The following is a 22,431-nucleotide window of genomic DNA, read 5'->3' on the forward strand; positions in this document are numbered from 1 at the left end:
GGTGCATGCACCGCCCCTACACTGGTTCGTACATCACTCCGGTGCTCCCCCACGCCGCCGCGGCTACCTGGTCTTCACCAATTTCTCGATCGCACGTGCCTCCCCGCCGGACCCCTTCGCCGTGATCTGGTACAGGTACACGCCGTTGGCAAGTTCATCACCGTCGGCGTCACGCCCATCCCACGCGATCCGGTTGAAGCCGATCTGCAACTGCCCCTGGGGAATGCGGAGCTCGTGGATGCGGCGCCCTGATATCGTATAGATGCGGATCTCCAGTTCTTCCGGCGGGCGCGCTCCGGTGAGCACGAACGTGAACTCCGTCGACGTGGAGAACGGATTGGGGAAGTTGTACACCTGCAGAAGCCGCGTTTCGCTCACCACGTTCACCGTCAGCCGCTGCTCGATCGAGTCCGTTCCTCCGGTACCGTTGTAACGGTAGAGCCGTGCGATCAGTTCGTGCAGGCCATCCGGCAGCTCCGGATGGTACGGGATACCATCCCCGGCTGCGGCCTGCGAGATCTCCTCCACGGCAACCCCGCCCGCACCCGGAACCACCAGGGTGTTGTCGATGAACAGATTCACCCGCTCCTGACCCTGGCGGATCCCGCTCACTGCGGCAAGTTGCACAAGGACGTCGGGTGTGCGCGAGACGTAGTCACCGTCCATCAACGGCACGCCGTCCGCAAAGAACCGCATCGTCCCTGCCAGAGGTTCGTTCACCGATGTGAAATTGACGAGTATGCGGGCCACATTGTTCTCTGTAAGGAGGTCCCTTGACCCCGGCGCCGGCAGGACGACCACTTCGAGGGTGTTGTAGGACGTGAGACCGTCGGGCGGGATGGACAGCGTGAGGTTCTGCTCACCATCCACAGGGATGCTCCCTACCACGCCGTAGGCCAGCGGCTGACGTGTGCCGTTGGGGCGGATCAGGTCTACCCGGATCCGGGCACTGTCCACCGCCTGATACCCGATGTTGTGCACCCCGATCGGAAGGTCGACCACCGCAGCCTTGGCAAGAACCCGCGTCTGCCCGCCTAGCGACTTCGGACTGATCGCAAGGTCCGGCGGAGGCGAGATCGCAACCGACCATGACCGGATCACCGGCGTCGTCAGCGCATCTCCCGTGGATAGTGCACCGCCCAGGGCAACGGAGACATACCCGGAATCCCGGATGGTGGCAGCGAGCGTACTGAGATCCTTCTCGCTCTCCTGGGACCCGATCCGGACAAGCGTGTCCACACGACCCGACGGCATGAATCCGAGCACAGCCCTCTGCGCGGTATGCACGCCGGGCGTCGCGGTGGTGCTCCAACGCATGACGCCGAACGAGGCCGGGAACGGATTTCGCACGGTGGTCGCAAAGCCCGAGCCCACGGCGTAGTTGTTAGGGATCACCAGACTGTCTTCGGCGACACCCGCAGGGCTCCATTGCTCCTTGACATCGTACGGTGGACCGCCAACGTTGCGTGCAATGAGCATCCAGGAGTGACCGGGTCGGACAGAGTCGATCAGCGCGCTTCCGAAGGACTTCAAGCTTGACTTGAGTGTGGCGCCAACATTCGAATAGCCGTCGTAGATCACCGTAACGAGGATATAGTCTCCGACAGGCGTTGCATTCAGGAATGCCGCCATCGAGTCGCCAAGGGCCGCATTGCCCGAAACGTTGAACGGCTTGAAGATGTAACTGCCGGTGAAGGCATTCAGGCGCACGGCCATGAAGCTGTTGCCTTGTTCCCACCAGTACCCCTGGATGGATTGCGCACCGATCCGGAGAGTACTGTAGTAATCGCGGTCCGCATTCGCACGGTAGCCCAGTGATCGCGCTGCCACAAAAAGCGGGGGGGATGCCGCCAGGGTGATCCCGGAATCCGTCGCACTCGCACCCTGGAAAGCGCCGGTGGCAAACTGAGGGCGCGATGACTCCCGGAACAGCACCGGGAGTCCGCCCACGGCGGCATTATCGACGGCAAACGACCCGACTTCTGCCCTGCCCAGAACACCATAGCTCACGCTCCGCGCGCGCCAGAACCACGTCTGTGCCCCCGAGAGCGGAGGCGTCACCCAGCGGGCTCCCACTTCCCCGGGTGCCACGGGACCGGAGCTCACCAGGAAGGACGACGTGAATGCAGCCGACGTATCGAGATCGAACCGGTACTCGCTGATGCTCGTGTCCCCCCCGACCGGGGCAGACACCACCAGGGTGACCGAGCCCGCAGGGACCACTTCGTGGACCAGCGGGCGCACGAGCTTGATGGCATGCGCATACACGTACGAGGAGATCTGCGCGGTGTTATTGCCCTCACTCGACTCCTGGATCCTGCCCTGCGGATCCAGCGTCAGGGTGAGCTGATGCGTCCCGATGTAGGAGGTACCGCGCCATGGGATCAGGACGGTATCACGGTGGAGCGTCGGCCTGATCGCTGCACTCCGCATGAGAGAATCCACGCCATGCGATGAGACATCCACGAGGTCATACCGTACGCTGTCCGCCGGCACAAGCCCGTAGTTGTGCGCGATCATCCGGATGTGCGTCGTCGAATCCAGCGGGGTCGGCATGGCGTTGTCGGGGATCAGGTCTGCCGGCGTGATGGCGAGATCCGGTACCCGGGGTATCGCAAGCGACGAGAGCGGATCGCCGAGCAGCGGATTGAGATTCATCGAAGCGACCGTGATGTAGTCCGAACCTCTCGACTGCCAGAGCTTGACGCGGCATGCCGTTGTTGCGGCGCCAAGAGCGCGCGCCGTGTCATCCCGCACATGTTCAAGGAAGTACCGTACGAGTGATGCTCCAATATTCGCGTAACCGAGCGACGATGAGGCCCACATCGCGACCGCACCCCGGTTATCAGCCAACACGAAATCCTCGGACAGGACATTATTGGACGGTTCGGCGAATGCCGCCACATTACAGCTCACGGACGTGATGAACGGAAGCATCCCGTTCGTGTTTTCCAGGTCGGTGATAGGACCGATATCCACACCCCAGATCCGCCCGCCGGAATGTCCGAGGAAGTTCAGAAAGACCAATCCTTCCTTCACATAGGAACGGAGAAGAGGCCGGTTTTCGCCGTCGATCGTGTTCGCGGTCGCTTTGTACACCCGGTAAGGAGTGCCACCGATCGGCGCAGGGAGGACCACATCATTGATCAGCGCATCGCTCTGCCCGTTGAACAGCAGTTTCTCCGAATCCGTCGTACCGCCTGAAATAAAAAGGAAATTCTTGTTCCAGTCGCCGAGCGTGTAGGTATCATACCCGATCACTTTGTCCACGACCCGGCCGGCCTGCTCCGGGGTCTGCACGGTCAACCGTCCGATGTTCAGCGATGGCACCCAGGGATGTGCAGCATCGAAGCAGACGTACCAGTTGTCCCCCGCCGGAACCCCGTACGCCGGTACGAAGTTGGTCATGATCGTCGTGGCCATGTACCGATGGAAATCCCACGATGCATCACCGAACATGAGGATATCGGCCGGCGCGGGTGAAGGCCAGGCATCGAATGCCTGCTTCACGAACAGTTTCACTGCTTCACTGCTGAGGTGGCCGTAGTTGAATTCGTCATAGATGTCCTGGACGTCGACCACGGCAACGCGCACGCCATTGTATGCTGCCCGGTGAGCGGCAAGACGGTCGGCCGCCGCACGGAAGAGGCCATGCGTTATGATGATGTAGTCCGCGCCGGTGGGATGGCTCCGCAGCCCTGTCATGGTCTTCAGCCCCATCCCCGGAGGCACCCCGGTGGTGGTATCAGCGACCACGAGATAGGTACGGGCAACGGACACCGTGTCGGCGAACACTGCAGACCAGGTCCCTCCCCCGGATACCACAGCAACACCGGTCAACAGCCGCCCCCCCGTTGGGTCCAACACTTTCACGGCAGGCTGCGGTAATCCACGCACACGAATGCGCCGGTCAGGAACACCCGCGAGCGGCGCAATGGTGCTCGAGAGCATCCCGCCTGTCACCACGTGTTCCCGCGGATACTCGATGTCGAACCAATCAAGATAGAATTGGTTCGGGGAACTGGGCGTAGCAATGGAGGTGATCTTCAGCCTGTTCGCACCCTCCTTCAGCCAGCGCACCGGGAAGGACCCCGTGAGCTTCCCTTCCTTGCGTCCGTTGAAACTCACCTCGCCGATGAGCGAATCATTCATCCAGAGACGTGCGATATGATCGGGTGTATTGTAGTTCCGTGTTGTGCTGAAGAAGCGTGCGACGATCGCCACCGTGGTATCGGCGCCGCGCCACACGTGATCCAACGTGATATCATGGTTCTTTGTCGTGCCCGGATAGAAGTACTCCCAGGCCCATCCCTCACCCGCCGCCTGACCATTGAGGGTCACCTCCGCGTCGCCGGTCCCTTCGTAGTAGTCGGTGTTCTCTTCGAAGTGCACCGATGTGCGCGATGCATAGGTCGTGTCCGTTGTCGCCAGGGCAGGAGGGACAGCCGGGGTGTACCGCAGCCCGGCGCCGGACTGCTGCCAGGACAGCCAGTAGGCACTCGTATCCGTATAGTGATCGATGTTGGTCGAATCGCCGCGTTTTCTGAGACCGTAGAACGAGATCGCCTTTTCGGAATCGATGTACACCGGGACCTGTGCCCCACGGTACCACAACTTGACCATGGAGGTGTCAATGGAGGGTGCAGCGACCCCGAGCGCGGCGAGATCGGCCGGCGCGATGCGGTACCACCCGTCGCGCGCAACAGGTATACGCACATACGGCAAACCCGGGGTGAACCATGAGCCCGTGGAATCCGCGGCGATCGACGCCGGTTCCACGTAGCGCCACGCCGTGGCTTCAGCGGCATTCTCGATGATGCCACGGTATTCTGCCTCGAAGCGTGGATCGGGGGGCGCAGGTGCAAACCGTGCGAGTGGCTGACCGGCAAGTGCGACTCTGCGGATCACCAGTGTCGCTGTCGAGATCCGGCGAAGAGTCTTTGTGACAGGATTGTATTGGAGAGGCGACAGGCGTATGCTCACAAGGCGGGCGTGGCGGAGAGTGTACGGGCCCTCCACCTCCTGCGTCACAGAAGGAACGAAGACATTGCGTGCGTACGACGCGGGATCCTTCGTGTACACGGCCAGCGCATCACCTTCATCGGTGCGGACGTATGAAGGGGCTGGGGCAACAAGCACACCGGGCTCGTCGGTGTAGGAGGCATTGACGAGTTCCACTGTCACCGAGGTCCGGGCCGGAACGCCGAGTGTGAGAACCTCCACGGGGAGCATCGGCATGCCGGCAGCGCCATCGGAGGCAGGCCCTTCATATGATCGGTGAGGGACACCATCGATCATGATCGTGCGCGGTGGGAATGCCGAGGGAGTGTACCGGTAGGTCCACCCTGAAGCAGCACTTTCAACGAGCTTGAATGGTGAATTGCCTGCGGCTGCCCCTCCCTGCGCCAGAAGCAGGACCAGAAAGAGGATCGATCCCGCCCTGACCTTGTGTGTTCCCCTCACGAACCCTCCCGCAGCCGCTGGCTGATGATCCTCGAAATGAAGATCGGGTTGCCGACAAGATACCGTTTCCAGAGCCGGCCGGGTTCCTGGAACAACCGGTAGACCCATTCCATCCCGTTCTTCCGCATCCACAATGGCGCAATGCTCTTCATACCGCTTGCGTAATCGATCATCGAACCGCATGGGAAAATGGCGCCGGTCTTGAGCGACGCCCGGTATCGCCGGATCCATTCTTCCTGGAGGGGCATCCCGAAACCAATGAACAGCAGGTCCGGCGCCGCGGCGTTCACTGCGGCAACGACCTCTTCCGATGGTCTGCCGGTCTTCTCGAAATAGCCATGGTGGGTACCTGCGATCCGGAGCCGCGGGAAGCGTTCGTGGATGCGCGCCACCGCTTCCTTGAGAATGTGATCATGCGAACCAAGGAGATAGATGCTGTAGCCTTTGCGTTCGGCTTCGGCACAGATATCCCAGAAGAAATAGGTGAGGGCGATGCGCGCCGGAATGTTCCGCCCCAGGATCCCCGCCCCGAACCGGACTCCCTCCCCATCGCAGTATGCGCATTCCGCATCGTTCAACAGTTCGCGAAACCACGGGAGGTCGCCCGCAAGGTTGATGGCGTTCACATTCACGTAGGCGAACAGCGAACCACGCCGCCCCTCGAGGGCATCCCGGACCGCAGACAACAACTGCGGCTCGTCGATGGGTGCAACGCCGACCCCAAGCACATCAACGTTAGCCATCGGCGACCATCGACGTTGTTCTCAGAAGGTAGGGGGCAACCGCTTCGAAGACACTCGATGTGGTATGCCGCGTCATGCAGGAGGCATCGGGAACGACGCAGACGCGCTGGTCGCACGGACTGCATTCCATTTTTGTGAAGAGTCCCTTCCCCACCCCGACCGGCGGGCCGGTCTGGTCCGGTGAAGCGGGGCCGTACAGCCCGAGGAACGGCGTGCCAAGCGCGGCCGCAAGATGCAGTGGCCCCGAATCCGTGCCGATGAACACCGATGCCTGGGCCATCAGCAGCGCAGACCGCGTCCAATCTGTGGTCCCGAGAACCCATACTTCCGGCCGGCGGGCAAAGCCATCGGGATATGCACGCGCGAGATCCGACGGCGTGCCCAGCACCACGACCTGTGCCTCAGGACATGCATCACGGAGGACCTCGATGAACGCATCCACCTGAGCGTCAGGCCACGCGCGGTATTCCCACGCCGCGAATGGATGGATCACAACGATCGGACGGCTCGTGTCGAGTCCCGCGCGTGATGCGAACGAAGGCCATTGGGCGAGAAGCGAGGCATCGATCCGGAATGTCTTGAAGGGCTCCATCACGCAGCCAACCTGATCGGCGACCGCCATTGCCCTCTCATAGAGGTTCGTATCGAACGGGATCAGCTCCGTATCCAATCCGGGACAGGTGGAATCCAGCGCCAGTACCTCGCGATGCGGCGTGAGGGATGCATTCCCGTCGAGATACCCGGCATGAATATCGGCTGGTGCATAGAGCGCAAGAAAGGAGTTCTTCGTCGACGGGCTCATGCTGCAGGCGTAGTCGAACCGGCGATCATGAAGCTCCAGCAACGTGGTGATGCATGCGAACGGATCGCCCGGCCACGGGAACGGCAGGATAGTGCACGTTATGCCAAGGGCAGCAAGGACGGAAGCGTGGGCGGGATGGATCAGAATGGTGATTTCTGCATTCGGAAACGTGGCAGCAAACCGGCGGTAGGTACTGAGCGCGGCCATGAGATCACCGAAACGGGTCGTTTCAATGAGGAGTATCCGCCGGACATCCTCCGGAGGGGGTTTCCGGGATGCCGGGTCCTCAAGTGCAGTCAATAACGACCTGATAATGCCCCGCGCGATCATGCAAGCCCACCTGTTTTCAGAAATTACCAAAACCTCATGTGAATTGCAACGCGGCCTGCCAGGTGGGTTCAGCGCCGGGGGGTGGTCACGGACCAGCCCGCTCACGGGCCAGCGGCGACGTAAAGATTCATTCAACCTTGAATGTGGCGTTGGATCTGAAACTACGTGAGGATTTGTTCAATTTCCGGATCAACCTTTTCCAGTGTCCATCATGCCAGACGGAGGGAATACTTTTCGCTCCATTGCTGTCACGACATGGACCGCCAATTCGCCATCCAATTCTATCCCGAATCATATTTGGACGAAAAAGAATTCTACAAGAGGTTCGACGGAGACCCGCTCACAAGAAATGACGACCTGGCACTGGTATCAACGGACAAGATGCCACGGCATCTTTCCTCGCCACATATCGTTTTCGATCTCGACGAGCTCAGAAGGTACATCGTTTCAGGGAAAAGCTTTTCGAGAGAAGGAGAAATGTCTCAATTTCATAAGCGGATACGAACGTGTAACCGATGAATGAGAAGAAAACACGTTGCTAGCATTGCCGAGTGCCCATTCTTGAGGCAACTGCAAATCGAACCAATGGCTACTGCATGCCTCATGCCGATCTGGGTCTCCCATTCAAGACCAAGATCGGAGGCATCATCACAAAGCTCTCGAAGTCGACCTAAGACGGTTGTAGTCCCCGGAATCACTGACTTTATCCTGAGATTGGGAAGGTCCGGAGATTGGGATCGCTTGATGCGAGCCATGGTCAGCGGTGATAAGTTGATCCATTTCAGCACCAAGCCCGCATCGGCATCGGAGAAGAGCTACATAACTTCGGGGTATGCGATTGAACGGGACGGACAGTGGATCGACGGAATTGTTGTGGAATTTGGGGTTAACGAGGATTTCTACGAGGATGTCGAAATGCAGATCTCACCTGATGTCTTCGCAGCGGAGCATCCCGATTTGTGGGAGAAATTCCGGTCGAGCTTCAATGAGGGAGACACAATCGTCCATTTCAAGACGAGTCCGTGGTCATGGCGCATCCTCGTTGGGGAGAGAATGGTATGAAGTCAGGCGGGACGGAAAGTGCGTGCGGTCGGCTGTGGTGTTGATGAATTAGCTGAGCGCGAATCACCTGACTCTCGTAGTGCGTGTGGGTCAAACCAACTCAGGCTGAATCGCCTGAGGACCAAGTTTTCGTCGGACAGTTCAGGAACGGAATAGTGCCGACATTTCCCCTCCAGTGTCCGGCTTGATTCTCATCTCGAGACATCCTACGTTTCGCCTGACCGTTCGCACTGCGCTCCCCCCAGTGTGTGCATATGGACGGTCGAGCCCGGCATCCCCCCGATGTCGGGTTTTTTATTTGGTGCAACAAAAAGCCCCAGATCACTCTGGGGCCTCATTGTGAACCACTTATTTAATCTTCCTACTCCGATGTCTTGGTAGACCATCTCCGTCGATGTACCAAACCAAGATCCGAGTCTTGGTACATTTCATCAAAGCGTATCAGGTCACCCTCGGGGTTTGCCGATACACTCCACTGTTCCAGGTTGAAATAGGTGTCGCATGTTGCCATGCGGCATATTGTCTTCTATCGCTGTCATCGCACTGCTTCTTAATTGTTTTCCCGCCCCCCTTGAATTTGAGGATCCGCTTAGCTATCATGAGGGCGTTGCACGATAGGCGGTCTTTATAGGGGTCAGCAATCTTAGTCTGGAGGACGGATGCTGGCTCTCTATTTCATTTTCATGGTATCAACGTCGTCAGGAAAGTCAAGAAGCCTGGCAGGAACTTATCCACAATCTATCACGATGCCAGGTTCATTGCAAATAATCACTCAGCAGACCCGCGTAACCTCTTAGTTTTCAATTCGGATAGTTTTTCTCTCTGCAAATCCCGGTCCTCGTGTGTATCATGCTGTAGGAGGATCCTGCCCTGGACCAAGACATTCCGAAGCTTGACCCTTGCCGAAGCAGAACGACAGCTCAAGATGAATCTATCACTGATCGAGATGCTCAAGGCAATACCGACCTGGAGGCCAGCTCGATTCAGAGAGATATGGGTCGAGCCGATACAGAAATTGATCAGAGAGCTGAAAGCGGTATAGAGGGCAGGGCTATTCCCGGAGAATTTGTGTGTGAATTCTCTTTTTTCCAAATCAGCCCGCAATCCTCTGGCCGTTTTGATGTCTGCCAATGCCTGGTCGCTGCCCCAAATTGGCTGTCGGCAAAATAGGAAATCGCTAATGTTTATGTGGTCATTTCTCAGAATTGGCTGTTTGCCCGTAGAAAATGAGTTTGAAAGCATTTCAGGTTACCCTTTACCCTTCTCCTTTTTTTTCTCAAACTACTACTTTCTACAGCCAAACAGCCATTTCTTAGAAATACCCTTGATTTTATTGGGTCAAATCGATATTCATGAACAGCCAATTCATGGGCAATCGACAGCCAATTTCATAATCCGGCAGTCAATTCTTTCTGATACCAATCCTTCATTTTCCCGGTCATTTCATAGCAATATTCTCGCTTGTCCCCGATCATCTTCCGGAACGAGTCCGTCACCTTCAGGTATCCCTTCTCTTTCATGGATCTGATGACACCGTTCTTCGTGTAGCCCTTCGATATCACAAAGTCATCCAAGAACCGGGACGGAAATACCCTTCATTGAAAAACGCCAGCATCACTGGGTCGGTCTGCGTGACCATCTTCTGCATGATCTTCTGAACTTCCGCCTCCAACCCTGTCATGTTCATATTGAAGAGTGCCCGTTCCTCTGGCGTGATCGGCACGGGTATGCTGTACCGGCAGCCGTTCAGGGACCTCGTTTCCTCATACACCTTCTTCAGCTCAGTGCGCAGATAGTGCCCGATCCGGGCTTCGATCTTCTCACCGAACGATGGATCGATGGCACCTCTGAGTTTCGGCATCGTGTACACAAAGAACTGGTTGTTTCGCTCCGACGTAGGCTCCTCATCCTTCTGGACAAACACAGGCGTCTGATCGTTCGATAGGATGATGATGTTCATGTTGTTCCGCACCGAGTATTCCGGCAGGAACTTCTGATTGACCACCGCCATCTTCTGGCCCGACCTCTGCTTGAGCATACGGTACTGCTTTTCGTTCGCACCCACCGACTCGTCGGCGATCAAGAGTTTCTTCTGTACTTCGGGAGTGAAGTTTTTATCCTCACCGTGCCAGTACTGCGAGATCGATGGATAGATGGACATCACCGCATCGGCAAAGGTATTTTTGCCGGTCCCACGATCGCCCTTCAAGATCAACGTCGGTAGTTTCTGGTAATTCGTGTAGGCATACACCGCCAGCCACTGTTTGATGAAGTCCGTGTGCTCCCCGAACATCTGTGCCAACCAGGTATCGATGAACGCATTGTCCGCTATCTGGACCGACCGTGGCGCATAGTGAATCGTGAAGATACCTTCGCCTGTAGCGTATCGATGGAATGACCTATCGGCGGCAATATCTCCGATGTGGTCCACTCTCTTCAAGTGCGATATGTGCTTGTGCTTTACGAGGTAATCGTAATGCTCGCCCTTCAATTTCTCATCACTGGCGCCGGTAAGCACCCAGAACTTCTTCTGCCCCGATCTTGCTCATGTGGAAATTCTTCGCCCGTCAGTCCTACTTCAAAGATATCGGTGGAGTACGAATAAAACCGCTCACACAGTTGCTCGATCGGCAAGATCTCTTTGACCTTCCAATAAGGTTTCGCGCATGCCGAACAATAGATGAAATGGTTCTCGCTATTGGCAGACCACTCCGATAAATGCCGACGTGCTCGCATCCTTATGGAATGGACAGAGAATGACGGCCTTTTCAGTGAGGGTGGAGGCAAGCAGCCGCTTGCCCTGCCCGTCCGTGACGATCAGCTTGTCGGTCCAGGCATTATCGATCCGTACCACCATCGATCGGTTCGATCTCGGCATCGACATCATAGTTCTTCCCGTTCCACCGGGACCGATATTCGGCCGCGGTTGGCGATGCGAAAAGCTGTCGTGCTCCATCGAGTACTTGGGTGTCCGAGCCTGGAAAGTGCTCCTTGAAGATCCGTCGGGTGATCCGTTCATAGTCCACTAAGGAATGTACCCGGTTGAACGGGATCAGGATGCGGAAGCGATGAGCGTCAGGACGGTGACTGCGTGTGGTGATGAGGGAGCATAGTTGATCTTCAGTGCGTCGAGCTTTTCGACTGCCCGATCTATCGTATCGCCGTGGTCGGCGTCTACGCAGAACCCCGTTGCCAGAGGAAGTTCTCGCTAAGCCGATAGCCCTTTTCCCAGATGATGGGACTATAGTTATGTTCTGTGAACACCCGCTGGAGATCAGCGGTCTTCTGGATGGATGCGGAATACGAGGTTTGTGTACCGCTATAATCTGCTGGAGCAAGTGATAGCTCGATAGTCGAGCCTAATTCATTTTGACTTTCGTAGTTGCGGGACATGATTGTTCATTCTTTCTTTATCTTTATATGCGTATACAACACTTTTCAAGTTCTTGATGAAATTGCCATACGCAACGGGGTTGATGCTGGCCGTAAGGCCATAGTAGGAAGCGACGAGCGTCTGTAAGCGTTGTGTCCTGAAAGAATTCCAATTGGGATCCTTCCATTTTGTAATTAGTGGGTTCCACCCCAGCCGCAATAATGAATGCGGCCAGATAGAAATCCTTGGTACTGTATATCGGACTCATAGTTCAACTTCTCCAGAGTCCACCTTTGCCCGGCTCTCCTCGCTGAGGTGTGTCCACACATCTGACTCCTGATAGTCGTACACCTTCATATCAAGTGAGCCATCTTTGCATCTCACGTCCAGTCCAGCACGTTCATACGCTTCCATGAGGTGTCGCATGTTGGAGTAGGATTCAAAGTTGTTGATCAGTGTTCGAGTGATTTCGGGTTCGCCGTGCTCTATTGCGGATTCAACACGTTCCACTATGAGCAGAAACGCTGTGTTCAGCGCATGGTGCCAGTTGACTTTCACTATTTGTGCTTGGGCATCAGTGGGAGATTGGTTCATGGGGATAATAGGTGAGCTCGTTCATATTCATTGTCTTTCTTGTTCGCAGGCTTGGGGTCGGCGCTGTATGCCTGCTGCCGTTGGGGATACCGTATGCAAACGAGGTTTGCATCTTTTGGGGGATATAGGCGGGGAAGCCACTGCAGATTGACAGCTAACTTACCACACGCAACCAGCGGGTGCTGATTCTTTCGTCACATTATCCTACACAATTCTCATATGAATGTCAATACCCTTGTGATTGTACTTATATATACTTACAATACTTCATGAAAACGACAATAACAGTACCCTATACCCTGGAAGGCGTCCAGTCAGCAATTCGACAGTTGCTTGACCGTGAGGGCATCTCGGAATACGGAGCTTGCCAAACGAGCTGGGCTTTTCGCCCACTCTCGATATATCTGATTCTCCGCAAGGATCCCGATCAACCCGCTCGTCCAGTGCGTCGAACCACCCTGCAAGGGATTGGTAATGGCGTCGGTTATGAAGTCACCATCGATTCGGTGAACCAGCGTATTTCATTCCGGGACAGAGGCGAGACTATGGCGACGAAGACAGCCGTGCAGGACATCCTGGACGACATTCGAGATGTGCTCGTGAAGACTGATATCAAGCGACTCTCCAAAGGGGAACGGGATCGACTGAAGGGAGTGGTCAGTGAGCTGGTGCGGAAGTAGCAATGCGAAGCCAGGCGGGAAGGCAATTCGCGCGCTTGACTTTCGGTATACGGAGAGGTATCATTCAAATGCAACATGGCACTGAATCGTGTCCAATTCATGACCAGTTATGCGGGGATATGTAAGGTTATGCAAGGAGATGACAGGAAGCCGAAGTTCTTAAAATCGCTGGAATCGGACCGAAACTGGCGATATCCAGTCGTATCACCAAGAAAACAGATCGGCTAATTAGAATCCCACCCTCTCCGCACGCCCGCTTTGCTTAGGGCACGAATTAAGAACTAAGAATTCTGAGTTCTTAGTTCTTAATTGTCCCACCCACCCGCCTACCGAAGCACAACTATCCTGATCGTTCTGCTGCCTGACGGTGTGTGAAACCGGCAGTAGTATGTGCCGCTCGAGGCAGCCGGAGCGTCCCATTGCCGCGCGTGTTCGCCCCCTTCCAGCGTTTCTTGCACGAGTGTCGACACTTCCCTGCCCAGGACATCGTACACTTTGAGCGATACGAACGCCTGTGACGCGAGACTGAACCTGATCGTTGTCGTCCCGTTGAAGGGGTTCGGGTAATTCTGCATCAGCGTCACGGTGCCCGGCGTGCCGCCCCGGTATCCGGGCATCGGTAACGACGCCCCCTGTTTTGTAGACCGTAACACCGCCGGTGAGTGTCCCTGCCCACGTGTTCCCCTTCGTATCGACAGCGACAGAGAGAACGAAGTCGTCCGGAAGCTCTGAGTTCTCTGCATCGTACGTTGTCCACATGATGCCATCGTACCGCACGAGTCCGCCTCCTGTGCCGATCCAGAGCACCGGTCCATCCGTTGCGAGGGAAGAGATCCCACCCGGCGGCAGCCCGGAATTCAGGCGGTTGTAGGCGACCCACGGCGTACCTGTGACATTGACCAGATTCCCACCTGTCGTGCCGGAAGTACCCAGCCACACCGTACCATCGGCCATGACGGCGATGGCCTCGGGAAAACTCGATGGAAGCGCATTCAGGTCAAGGCGCGCATTCGTCCACGAACTTCCCTGATGCCTCCACAATCGGCCCCGGAACGCGAAGGGGTCCCAGGTTCCGAACCAGATCGATCCGTGCGGATCTGCGGCCAGCGAAAGCACCAACGGTTCAACGAACGGGGTCGTCGTATCGCTATAGATGGTCCACTGCGATCCGTCCCAGCGTGCAAGCCCATGCTCCGTGCCGGCCCAGACATTCCCCCCTGCATCCCGTGCGATCGATGTCACGGCAAGCTGCGAATGCGGGGTGGTCACCGAATCGAATACCAGCCATGCCGAGCCATCGTAGAAGGCGATCCCATGGTCTGTGCCGATCCACACCCCCCCTCTTCCGGCCGTTGCGAGCGCGGTGATATTGGCGGAGGGCAAGGGTGAATTGGAGGTATCGTGCGTGATCCAGTGTCTGCCGTCGTAACGTGCGAGGCCGTTCGCCGTACCTATCCACACAAATGAGGAATCAGACGCTATAGCCTGGACCTGGTTGTGAGGAAGGGGTGAGTTCGTTGAGTCGAAAACGACCCATTCGGGCTCCTGCGCCCGGAGGGTGGTAGCAACGAACTGAAAAACAATGAAAAGGGCCGTGAAGCGGTACGCCATGTGATCATCCTTGAGGCTTGTCGAGCGCTCTCGCGCGCTGTCGGCACACGGGGGGAACTCCGTAGCAGATCGGGAGCGCCAACCATCCCAACGTCCTGGTGAGGCGGATTTGTTCCAGGGGAAACCGGGACCATTTTTTTTCGATCCCGGGAACAATATCCCCCTGACCTGCGTTCTTGGCTACTGGAGGCAGTGGGAGGATACGGTCGTACCCCCTCCCTCACTTTCCGTCCCAACACCACCGGAAACCTCCTCGCACCAACGACCAACTGTTCTTTCCAACATCATCTCGTACGTTATCAGAGCTCAACCACTCAAGGTCCCTGCATGAGCCCAGATGGCATTTGTACACCCGTACAGCGATCGGCTGATCCCCAACGGGGTCGCCGATTCTTCCACATTCACCCCTCCCCTATGCTGAACGGGCACCACGTCCAGTACAGCGAGTCACCACCCGCCTCCCCCTGACACTCTCCAGCACGATCCAGCACCACGTCCGATCCAAACCGATCCCGACATCATCGGGTCCGAAATCCGCATTGTTGTGACCTCAGATCGATCTTTGCGGGGGCCATGCATTCCATTGTGTCCGGAATTCCGAATCAAGCATGGAGAGAGAATTGTCACCTGCGCCTATCCAGAGTCTTGCGAGGCAACCCGCGATCCAGGGCTGCCTTCCCAGCCGTCAAACGACATACATATCATCTGACCCCGAGGTTCTAGGGTTGCTTGACCGGGCCGATCTGATCGCCCCGACCATGGCACCGATCCTTATCACAGGAGAAAGCGGGACAGGAAAAGATGTCCTTGCCCGGTATATCCATGAGAGGAGCGGGAGGCCCGGTGCACCGATGGTCGCGGTCAATTGCGCCGCTCTCCCCCACGAAGTGATCGACAACGAGCTCTTTGGCCACGAGCGCGAAGCGTTCACCGGAGCGAATTCCCGGAAGGCCGGGTGCTTTGAGATGGCGCACAAGGGAACGCTCTTTCTGGATGAGATCGGCGAAATGCCTCCCGGAGTGCAGGCGAAATTGCTCCGGGCACTGGAGAGCAAGCGCTTCCGGCGTCTCGGTGGAACGGAGGAGATCGAGGTGGATGTGCGGATCCTCTCGGCCACGAACAAGGACATCGGGCAGGCACTCGCATCCGGTCAACTCCGGGAGGACGTCTACTACAGACTCCGGGTCGCCGATATCCACCTCCCGCCCCTCCGCAGCAGGCCAGGCGACATACCCCTCCTGCTCGATCACTTCCTGGGCACGTTCGCCGGGTCGATGGGGCGCGAACGCCAGACGTTTCACGACGACGCCATGGAGATCCTGCTCGAGTACCGGTGGCCGGGCAACATCAGGGAATTGAGGAATGTGGTCGAGGCGGCGGTCATCACCTGCCCCGTCCCGGTCATCTGTCCTCCCTATCTCCCCGAACGTATGACCCGGGCGCACACGATCGAGAAAGCCATCACGATCCCCGCGGGATGCACCATCCTGGATGCCGAGCGGCTCATGATCGAGTATACGCTTGCTGTGACGAGAGGCAACAAGTCCAAAACCGCCCTGATCCTCGGTGTCAGCAGAAAATACCTGTATGAACGCCTGAGTGAGATGAAGGAAATGAAGAAAGACCGGGAGTAAGGGGGGAAGGAACTGCCGCCACTCCCGTAACCGGAAATGGCGGCAGGGCCGGAACGATCAGCGCACCAGGCTCATCGGACGGGTCATCAGCACAGTACCCGCGTCCAACCGCACGATGTACACTCCGCTAGCAAACCGCGAAGCATCGAACCGCACGGTATGTTCACCCGCAGCATGGTGGCCTGAAGCCAGGAGTGCCGCTTCGCGCCCGAGGACGTCGAACACACGCAGAGAGATCGTGCCCGGCGCCGCAAGGTGGAAGCGGATGGAAGTTTCTGGATTGAAGGGATTGGGGTAATTCTGGTCGAGGCGGTATGCGGAAACGTTCGTTGGTACAGACTCGACAGCCGTCGACGGTGAAAAGAACGCGGTCTTCACTGCCTGGAGCAGCAGGTCACGCTGCCCCGCCGGCTGGTTCGACCTGTACCCCCCACCGAGTTCCCAGAGTATGATCCCACCGATACCCTTGCTACGAATGTAGTCGGCCTTCGCCTGCATCGTCCGGGCATCGTCGAGCGAAACGAATTTCCCCGTCCCGGTGCTGACGCTGATATAGGCCGCATGGGCAATGCTGTCCCACAGGACCGGCTGCGAACCGTAGGTGTTCATGATCTGGTAGTACGGCACATTGTCCGAAACGCTCGGGGTCGACGACCAGGTCTGGCGTGGCGCCGTGACACCCGACCAGACATACCCGTAGAAATCCGCGCCGATCCCGATCCTCGATTTGGCGATACCCGCCTTCACAAAATCATCGACATCAGCATTCGCAGAAGGAACGGTCGAGTTCGTGCCGGGGAATTTGTACCCGCCGTCGTAGATGGGTGCGTTGTGCCAGACCACCCACCCCTGCCAGGCACCGGACATATCGTACGTCATGATGTTGATCTGGTCGATCGAATTCTGGACCGCCGCAATATGACTCGCATTGCCGTCCATGCATGCCATGGTCAGCAGCAGGCCGGGCTTTGCTGCGTCAAGTGCTGCACGGAGTTCCGGCATGAACAGCTTGAATTGCGTTGTATTGGAGATCGGCTCCCAATCGATGTCGATGCCGTCGTACCCGCGGCCGACAACGAAGTTGACGAGGTTCGCGATGAACGCTGCACGGTTCGTTCCATTCGTCGCCTCGGCGAACGCACTGGCATCCCCCCACCCGCCGCATGTCACGAGGACCTTCTTGTTCGCCGCGTGCGCCGCCTGGATGATCGCGGACGATGCGGAAGCCGTGATGCCGTTGCCCGTCCAACTGATCGTCGACCCGCCGTCAGGATTGATCGAGAAATGCATGATGTGGGTCACGGCACCGAAGTCGATCGCTGACGGTGGACAATAACTCTGCATCCATCCGGCATAATAGGCGCTCACCCATGGTTGCTGTGCGAAGAGCGGTGTCGCAAGCAGGAATGTGATCACAACAGAAAGCAGACGTCGTTTCATATCTTCCCTCCATGTCCTCGTCCGACGCGTGCGCGCGCGTCCCTCCTATCCCGTTGATGCCGACGTTCCAGGGCCGCAGGCACCGCGAACGGTGGCCCGGCGACGACGCGCGCGCGCATCACATCGTAGTGCAAGTAAGCAGGCATTGCCCATGCACACAAGTTAATTCTCGTTAATCCCGGAAAACGGAGCGGATGTCCGTTCATGGTTCGCGCACCGCCTTCTTCACGGCCTGGAGCAATCTGTCGCGCGGACTCCCCTTCGGTTCCCATCCTCCGCCCAATTCCCAGATGATCACTCCTCCGAGTTGCTGCGAGCGCACGTACTCGATCTTGCGCCGGCACGATGTCTCATCATCGTACGAGATGAATTTGTCGTCGGCCGCGCCTGCCCGGTCAAGCGAGAGATACGCTGCCTGTGCGAGCGAATCCCACCGGTATGCCTGCGGGTCGTAGAATGAACTCATGATCGTGTGGTAGGCAACGTTGTCCTTCACCCATGGAGCGGATGACCACGTCTGACGCGGTGCGGTCACACCGCCCGTCGGGGTCCCGCTCCCGCCGTTCCATACATAACCGTAGAAGTCGATCCCGATCCCGAGTTTCGCACGCGGCACACCTGCCTCGATGAACTCCTGGATGTGCGAGTCGATCGACGGCGGACGTCCACCATTGCTCGGGAACCGCGCCCCGCCGTCATAGATCGCTGCGTTGTGCCACGTGAACCAACCGGGCCAGGCACCGGAATAGTCGTACGTCATCACGTTGATCTGGTCGAGCAGCGGATGGATCCTTCCGAACAGGAACGCCCCGCTATTGCAGGCCACCGTGAGCAGAAGGTCGGACGACATGGCCTTCATGTTCAGGCGGAGTTGCCGCATGAACGCTTCGTACTGCGCATGCTGGCCATGTTCCATGGGCTCCCAGTCTATGTCGAGCCCGTCGTACTTGCGGGTGCGCACGAGCGCAAGGAGATTCCTGATGAACTGGTCGCGTGTGCCTTCCCGCGTCGCAGCCGTGAACCCGTTCCCGGAGTTCCACCCGCCAACGCAGAGCAGCACCTTCTTCCCGGCCGCATGGGCAGCGCTCACCAGATCCGCGGAGTTCTCTTCGGTGAGCCCGTTCCCCTCGGTGTTCAATGTCCCGTCCGCATTCGGATTGACGGAGAAATGAATGATATGCGTGACCGCCCCGAAGTCGATCTCCGACGGCAGGAGATGGTGACTCCATTTGTTGCCCTGCATCCACCCAGCATAGTATGCGGTGACCCATTGCTCGGCCGATGCCGGGGCCGCCGCCAGACCGCAAAGCACAATGAGCACCACGAACGTTCGGATCATTGCTGTGCATCCTCTCCTGGATGTTGAGACAGTGCCGTGCGGACCACGGGCAGAAGTGCGGATGCGATCGCACGGTGGCCCGCCGCATTCCAATGGCCGTCGATAGTATAATAGAGCTCCGGATGGTCGGCCTTGGACGGCGCCAGGAGACTCACGGCGCCGTGCTTCCGCGCAAGCGCCTCGATGGGTCCGCCCCTGGTACTGTCCACCCCGATCTGAAGGAGGAGCGCCGGAACACCGCGCTCCGCGGTGAAGGCAAGCACCGTATCCAACAGTCGGTATGTCACGATGTCGGTCATCCCCTCGCCGGAGGAGGCCGGTGGTGCCCCGCTCTCCGAGAACATTTGCCGGGCAAGGCCGACCAGATGGGAGTACGCGAGTCCGGGCACGGCCTCGATCACCGCCTGGGCTCCCCGTGCCGCCTCCTGCCGTGGCATGATGCCGGTCTCCTGCAACCGGCCATCCTGGTCCACGGTATACAATTGCTCGACGGCATTGTCGAGGAAATCGTTGACGCAGAATCCGAACACGATCGCACGCGGACGGAACCGGTCGTATTCATGCTCGAGGAAACGGAGCCAATACCCGTTGCCGGTGTTCCCGGTACCCGCGTTCACGACCGGAACGCTGGCATGACCCCCGGCTTCATCGAGCTGCCTGGCGATCAGCGCGGGAAACTCTTCGCCGTCGTTCACGCCATAGCCCGATGTGAAGGAATCACCGATGAACAGGATGCCCCCGGACGGGAACGAGGATGGCTCGGGCCCCCGGAATCCGAGCGAGTTCGTCGAGAACTGCATCGTGAACTCCGCCGCGGTGCGCGTACACGCGAAGTTCTTCTTCAGCCGTTTGCCGTAGACCGGATCATACTCAGAGAAGGTGGGCCCGACATTGCGGACAGGGACCAGTGATCGGACGATGACTTCACCGGCCAGCACGGCGATCATCATCGATACAAGAAAGAGAGTGGCGGTGCGCATCACCGGTACTCCACGAGAGTCTTGCCTGCCCGGGGTGTTGCCATCAGGTGTGCATACACCGCTTCCGCCACGAGACGATGCCCGGCAGGGGTCATGTACGACGCAATAGGATAAAAGAGATGGCCTGATGCCGCGTGGGCACGCATGATCGGGAGAACGTCGACATGGTCGATCCCCTTCTCTTCACAATACTCCCGCATCAACCGTTGGGGCCGATCGAGATCATAGTCCGCCAGATCAAGCCCGAATGTCGTGAAATGGTGCGTCCAGAGATCAGGATGGACCTGGTACTGCGTGGGAAGGACCACGATGAGGAAGCAAACATTCTGCGCGGAGCACAGGGCAGCCATGCTGTCGAGCACGCTCCGGGTCATCGCCCAGCCTGCACGCATCGCGGGCGACGGTACGCGCGCACAGAAGTCCGGGGGCGGTGGATTGTTGCGCAAGCCCGCTTTCCACAGGACCTCTCCGAACCGTTCCCGGAGGAACACATACAGTGCGCTGTTCGACGCGAGGAACGAACGGAGCGACAGTGTTGCCGTCCGCAACACGCGTTCCTGCTGTTCATACCGCGCGGCCGGGAACCGGTCATTGGCCCGGAGTTCCCCGTCGACCACATCAACCGTGGCCAGGCCGGTGGAGTCGAACAGCTCATACGAGTCCTGGAAATCGTTCCCCACATAGAAGCCCAGGACCACGACGTCCGGTTCGAGCTTCATGCCGTCGCGGCGGAGATACAGGTATTCCTGCACGGTGCTGTAGGCCGGCACGGCAGCGTTGATGACCTCGATCTCCTTCCCGCTGTGTTCGCGTTCGCGATCCTCGAGCTGCTTGAAGAACGTCTCGCGGAGCTGCACGGAGTTCGAGTAGCAGAACGAATCCCCGAGCCCGAGAATGCGCGTGACACCCGGGCGCTTCGGACCCACAGGGTCGTTCCTGAGCCCGAGATCGTTGGTCTGCTCATGGATCGAGAACTCCGGCTGGTGGTACGAGGCGTCGTAGTTCTGTTTCAGACGATACACGAGCAACGAGTCGGCAACGTAGATCGGGCGGTGCGATTCGAGACGCTGGGGTGCGGTCATTCTGATCACCGCTTCGGCGAGAAGCGCAGCGATCAGAAGACCGCCCACGAGCAATCCGGCATGGCCCGCAAGCGAGCGGAGTCGGGAGGTCACCGTCATGGCTGCCCTGCCGCGCGAAGTTCCGGGAGCAGGCGCGCATAGAGTTCCTGCGCAATGATCTCATGGCCGGCTGCGACCCAATGGCCATTGTAGTCGTGGTACAGAGGGTGGACCGAGGCGGCACGATCGCGAAAGGCCCGACAGAAATTCGCTACGGGGATGCCCCGCCCGGTGAGGATCCTCTCGATCTCGTCCTGTGGTTCCAGACCATAGAGCGTGTCCGGCTTGAATCCCCAGAACTGGCGTCCCGCGACCCATTCATCGGGGCGCACCTGGTGGCCGTACGGATAGACGGTGACGAGCAGAGGAACGCCGTGCGCGGCGAGCGTATCGCGGATCGTCCGCAGAGCTCCGAAGGTGATGGCGCCGGCCTGCCCGAGGTCGAGGCGGTTCCCGGGGCGTAACATGGCATACTTGTCGTACCGGAGATCGCCCGACATATCGATCGTGTGCCGGGAGCCTTCCAGATACCTGTCGATCCTCAGGCGCACGAAATTATAGAGGCGCGTATGCTCCTTGAAGAAATCTTTGATGTCGAGCAATCCCGCACTGAGCGCATTCGCCGGGCGTGGCTCCTCCGCCGGCCGCACGGCCAGAGGCAGGCCATGCTCGTCGTAGCGTGCGAGGGCGCTGTAGCCGAGATCATCGAAGAAATCGGAAAGGTCGAGGTTCAGCACGACCATATCAGGCTGCAATGCAAGGCCGCCATTGTGGAGATAAATGTACTCGACCACCGGCGCGTAGCTGCCGACGCCGCCATTGATCACTTCCCAGCGCACGGGAAGCGCTGCCGTGTCCAGCATCCGCTGCAGGCAGGCCGAGAACGTCTCCTGATATTCGACCCCATCCCCCTCGGTAAAGGAATCCCCGAGCATCAGGATGCGCCGCGTTGTGGGCGGCTTCGCCAGCGAGATCTCCCGGTCGCGCAGCCCCAGACTGTTGATGGTGTACGCGACATCGAATTCCGTGGTCTTATACCTCCCCGATGCCCCCGGGATGAACCGATGGTGCAGGATGGGATCGGAGGCCGTGAAGAAATACCTCATCACCTCGCGGGGTTCGATGATGCGCACGACCTCTTCGAGGAAGATCAGGCCCAGCAGGATACTTGCGCCGAGCAGAAGCGATGTTTGGAACCAGCGCCTGAGTACGCCGGGGGTGCGGCCGGATCGTGTCATAGCGACGTCCTCCCGCATGAT

General features: G+C 58.3%; 17 protein-coding genes. 4 read left to right on the top strand and 13 right to left on the bottom strand.

What is annotated here, in order from left to right; all coding sequences use genetic code 11:
- Positions 1 to 63 precede the first annotated feature (63 nt).
- From IPI01_21155 to IPI01_21165, 3 genes are read right to left on the bottom strand one after another with little or no spacing between them, the layout of a single operon-like run.
- Entirely contained in the window at positions 64 to 5,463 is a 5,400-nt protein-coding gene (locus tag IPI01_21155) for a hypothetical protein (protein MBK7260262.1), read from the bottom strand.
- The gene (locus IPI01_21160) at positions 5,460 to 6,206 is read right to left on the bottom strand and encodes a WecB/TagA/CpsF family glycosyltransferase (GenBank protein MBK7260263.1); all 747 of its coding nucleotides are present in this window, start codon (positions 6,204 to 6,206) and stop codon (positions 5,460 to 5,462) included. The genes IPI01_21155 and IPI01_21160 overlap by 4 nt, the downstream gene beginning before the upstream one ends.
- Positions 6,199 to 7,215 carry a glycosyltransferase family 9 protein gene (locus IPI01_21165; GenBank protein MBK7260264.1) on the bottom strand — a complete coding sequence of 339 codons (1,017 nt, stop codon included), beginning with the start codon at positions 7,213 to 7,215 and terminating at the stop codon, positions 6,199 to 6,201. The genes IPI01_21160 and IPI01_21165 overlap by 8 nt, the downstream gene beginning before the upstream one ends.
- Before the next feature lie 260 nt (positions 7,216 to 7,475).
- Between IPI01_21165 and IPI01_21170 the strand changes: the two genes are divergently transcribed.
- Both IPI01_21170 and IPI01_21175 read left to right on the top strand, forming a co-directional pair.
- On the top strand, positions 7,476 to 7,691 hold the full coding sequence (locus tag IPI01_21170) for a hypothetical protein (GenBank protein MBK7260265.1): 216 nt from the start codon (positions 7,476 to 7,478) through the stop codon (positions 7,689 to 7,691).
- A 391-nt stretch (positions 7,692 to 8,082) separates the two neighbouring features.
- A complete protein-coding gene (locus tag IPI01_21175; GenBank protein MBK7260266.1) occupies positions 8,083 to 8,400 on the top strand; it encodes a hypothetical protein in 318 nt (105 codons plus the stop codon).
- Positions 8,401 to 9,788: 1,388 nt separating this feature from the next.
- Here IPI01_21175 and IPI01_21180 read toward each other — a convergent pair.
- From IPI01_21180 to IPI01_21195, 4 genes are all read right to left on the bottom strand, one after another.
- Positions 9,789 to 9,962 carry a hypothetical protein gene (locus IPI01_21180; GenBank protein ID MBK7260267.1) on the bottom strand — a complete coding sequence of 58 codons (174 nt, stop codon included), beginning with the start codon at positions 9,960 to 9,962 and terminating at the stop codon, positions 9,789 to 9,791.
- Positions 9,959 to 10,831 carry a hypothetical protein gene (locus tag IPI01_21185; protein MBK7260268.1) on the bottom strand — a complete coding sequence of 291 codons (873 nt, stop codon included), beginning with the start codon at positions 10,829 to 10,831 and terminating at the stop codon, positions 9,959 to 9,961. Before IPI01_21185 ends, IPI01_21180 begins: the two co-directional genes overlap by 4 nt.
- Positions 10,832 to 11,095: 264 nt before the next feature.
- A complete protein-coding gene (locus IPI01_21190; protein MBK7260269.1) occupies positions 11,096 to 11,287 on the bottom strand; it encodes a hypothetical protein in 192 nt (63 codons plus the stop codon).
- A gap of 750 nt (positions 11,288 to 12,037) precedes the next feature.
- A complete protein-coding gene (locus tag IPI01_21195; protein MBK7260270.1) occupies positions 12,038 to 12,331 on the bottom strand; it encodes a hypothetical protein in 294 nt (97 codons plus the stop codon).
- Between the two features lie 305 nt (positions 12,332 to 12,636).
- On the opposite strand from IPI01_21195, the gene IPI01_21200 reads away from it, so the two are divergent.
- Positions 12,637 to 13,047, top strand: coding sequence for a hypothetical protein (locus IPI01_21200; GenBank protein MBK7260271.1), 411 nt, complete (start codon positions 12,637 to 12,639; stop codon positions 13,045 to 13,047).
- 326 nt (positions 13,048 to 13,373) lie between these two features.
- On the opposite strand, the gene IPI01_21205 is transcribed toward IPI01_21200, so the two are convergent.
- Complete coding sequence (locus tag IPI01_21205; protein MBK7260272.1) at positions 13,374 to 13,664, bottom strand: T9SS type A sorting domain-containing protein; 291 nt, start codon at positions 13,662 to 13,664, stop codon at positions 13,374 to 13,376.
- A gap of 1,719 nt (positions 13,665 to 15,383) precedes the next feature.
- Here IPI01_21205 and IPI01_21210 point away from each other — a divergent pair.
- A complete protein-coding gene (locus tag IPI01_21210) occupies positions 15,384 to 16,292 on the top strand; it encodes a sigma-54-dependent Fis family transcriptional regulator (GenBank protein MBK7260273.1) in 909 nt (302 codons plus the stop codon).
- A 57-nt stretch (positions 16,293 to 16,349) separates the two neighbouring features.
- Here IPI01_21210 and IPI01_21215 read toward each other — a convergent pair whose 3' ends face one another.
- The 5 genes from IPI01_21215 to IPI01_21235 all read right to left on the bottom strand — a co-directional run bounded on the left by IPI01_21215 (position 16,350) and on the right by IPI01_21235 (position 22,410).
- Positions 16,350 to 17,732, bottom strand: a complete 1,383-nt coding sequence (locus IPI01_21215) for a T9SS type A sorting domain-containing protein (GenBank protein MBK7260274.1) — start codon at positions 17,730 to 17,732, stop codon at positions 16,350 to 16,352.
- 202 nt (positions 17,733 to 17,934) lie between these two features.
- Positions 17,935 to 19,071 (bottom strand): glycoside hydrolase family 18 protein, encoded by a 1,137-nt coding sequence (locus tag IPI01_21220; GenBank protein ID MBK7260275.1) that lies wholly within the window; start codon positions 19,069 to 19,071, stop codon positions 17,935 to 17,937.
- Positions 19,068 to 20,051, bottom strand: a complete 984-nt coding sequence (locus tag IPI01_21225; GenBank protein ID MBK7260276.1) for an SGNH/GDSL hydrolase family protein — start codon at positions 20,049 to 20,051, stop codon at positions 19,068 to 19,070. The genes IPI01_21220 and IPI01_21225 overlap by 4 nt, the downstream gene beginning before the upstream one ends.
- Positions 20,051 to 21,232, bottom strand: a complete 1,182-nt coding sequence (locus tag IPI01_21230; GenBank protein ID MBK7260277.1) for an SGNH/GDSL hydrolase family protein — start codon at positions 21,230 to 21,232, stop codon at positions 20,051 to 20,053. The genes IPI01_21225 and IPI01_21230 overlap by 1 nt, the downstream gene beginning before the upstream one ends.
- The gene (locus IPI01_21235; protein ID MBK7260278.1) at positions 21,229 to 22,410 is read right to left on the bottom strand and encodes a hypothetical protein; all 1,182 of its coding nucleotides are present in this window, start codon (positions 22,408 to 22,410) and stop codon (positions 21,229 to 21,231) included. The genes IPI01_21230 and IPI01_21235 overlap by 4 nt, the downstream gene beginning before the upstream one ends.
- Positions 22,411 to 22,431: the final 21 nt, after the last annotated feature.

Source organism: Ignavibacteriota bacterium (genome assembly GCA_016707525.1).
GTDB lineage: Bacteria > Bacteroidota > Ignavibacteria > UBA10030 > UBA6906 > JAGDMK01.

Excerpts from the sequence above, each read along its gene's own strand:
- IPI01_21235 (MBK7260278.1), bottom strand. The coding sequence starts at position 22,410 with ATGACACGATCCGGCCGCACCCCCGGCGTACTCAGGCGCTGGTTCCAA.
- IPI01_21190 (MBK7260269.1), bottom strand. The coding sequence starts at position 11,287 with ATGATGTCGATGCCGAGATCGAACCGATCGATGGTGGTACGGATCGAT.
- IPI01_21230 (MBK7260277.1), bottom strand. The coding sequence starts at position 21,232 with ATGACGGTGACCTCCCGACTCCGCTCGCTTGCGGGCCATGCCGGATTG.
- IPI01_21225 (MBK7260276.1), bottom strand. The coding sequence starts at position 20,051 with ATGCGCACCGCCACTCTCTTTCTTGTATCGATGATGATCGCCGTGCTG.
- IPI01_21220 (MBK7260275.1), bottom strand. The coding sequence starts at position 19,071 with ATGATCCGAACGTTCGTGGTGCTCATTGTGCTTTGCGGTCTGGCGGCG.
- IPI01_21215 (MBK7260274.1), bottom strand. The coding sequence starts at position 17,732 with ATGAAACGACGTCTGCTTTCTGTTGTGATCACATTCCTGCTTGCGACA.
- IPI01_21165 (MBK7260264.1), bottom strand. The coding sequence starts at position 7,215 with ATGGCCGCGCTCAGTACCTACCGCCGGTTTGCTGCCACGTTTCCGAAT.
- IPI01_21175 (MBK7260266.1), top strand. The coding sequence starts at position 8,083 with ATGCGAGCCATGGTCAGCGGTGATAAGTTGATCCATTTCAGCACCAAG.
- IPI01_21205 (MBK7260272.1), bottom strand. The coding sequence starts at position 13,664 with ATGCCCGGATACCGGGGCGGCACGCCGGGCACCGTGACGCTGATGCAG.
- IPI01_21160 (MBK7260263.1), bottom strand. The coding sequence starts at position 6,206 with ATGGCTAACGTTGATGTGCTTGGGGTCGGCGTTGCACCCATCGACGAG.
- IPI01_21200 (MBK7260271.1), top strand. The coding sequence starts at position 12,637 with ATGAAAACGACAATAACAGTACCCTATACCCTGGAAGGCGTCCAGTCA.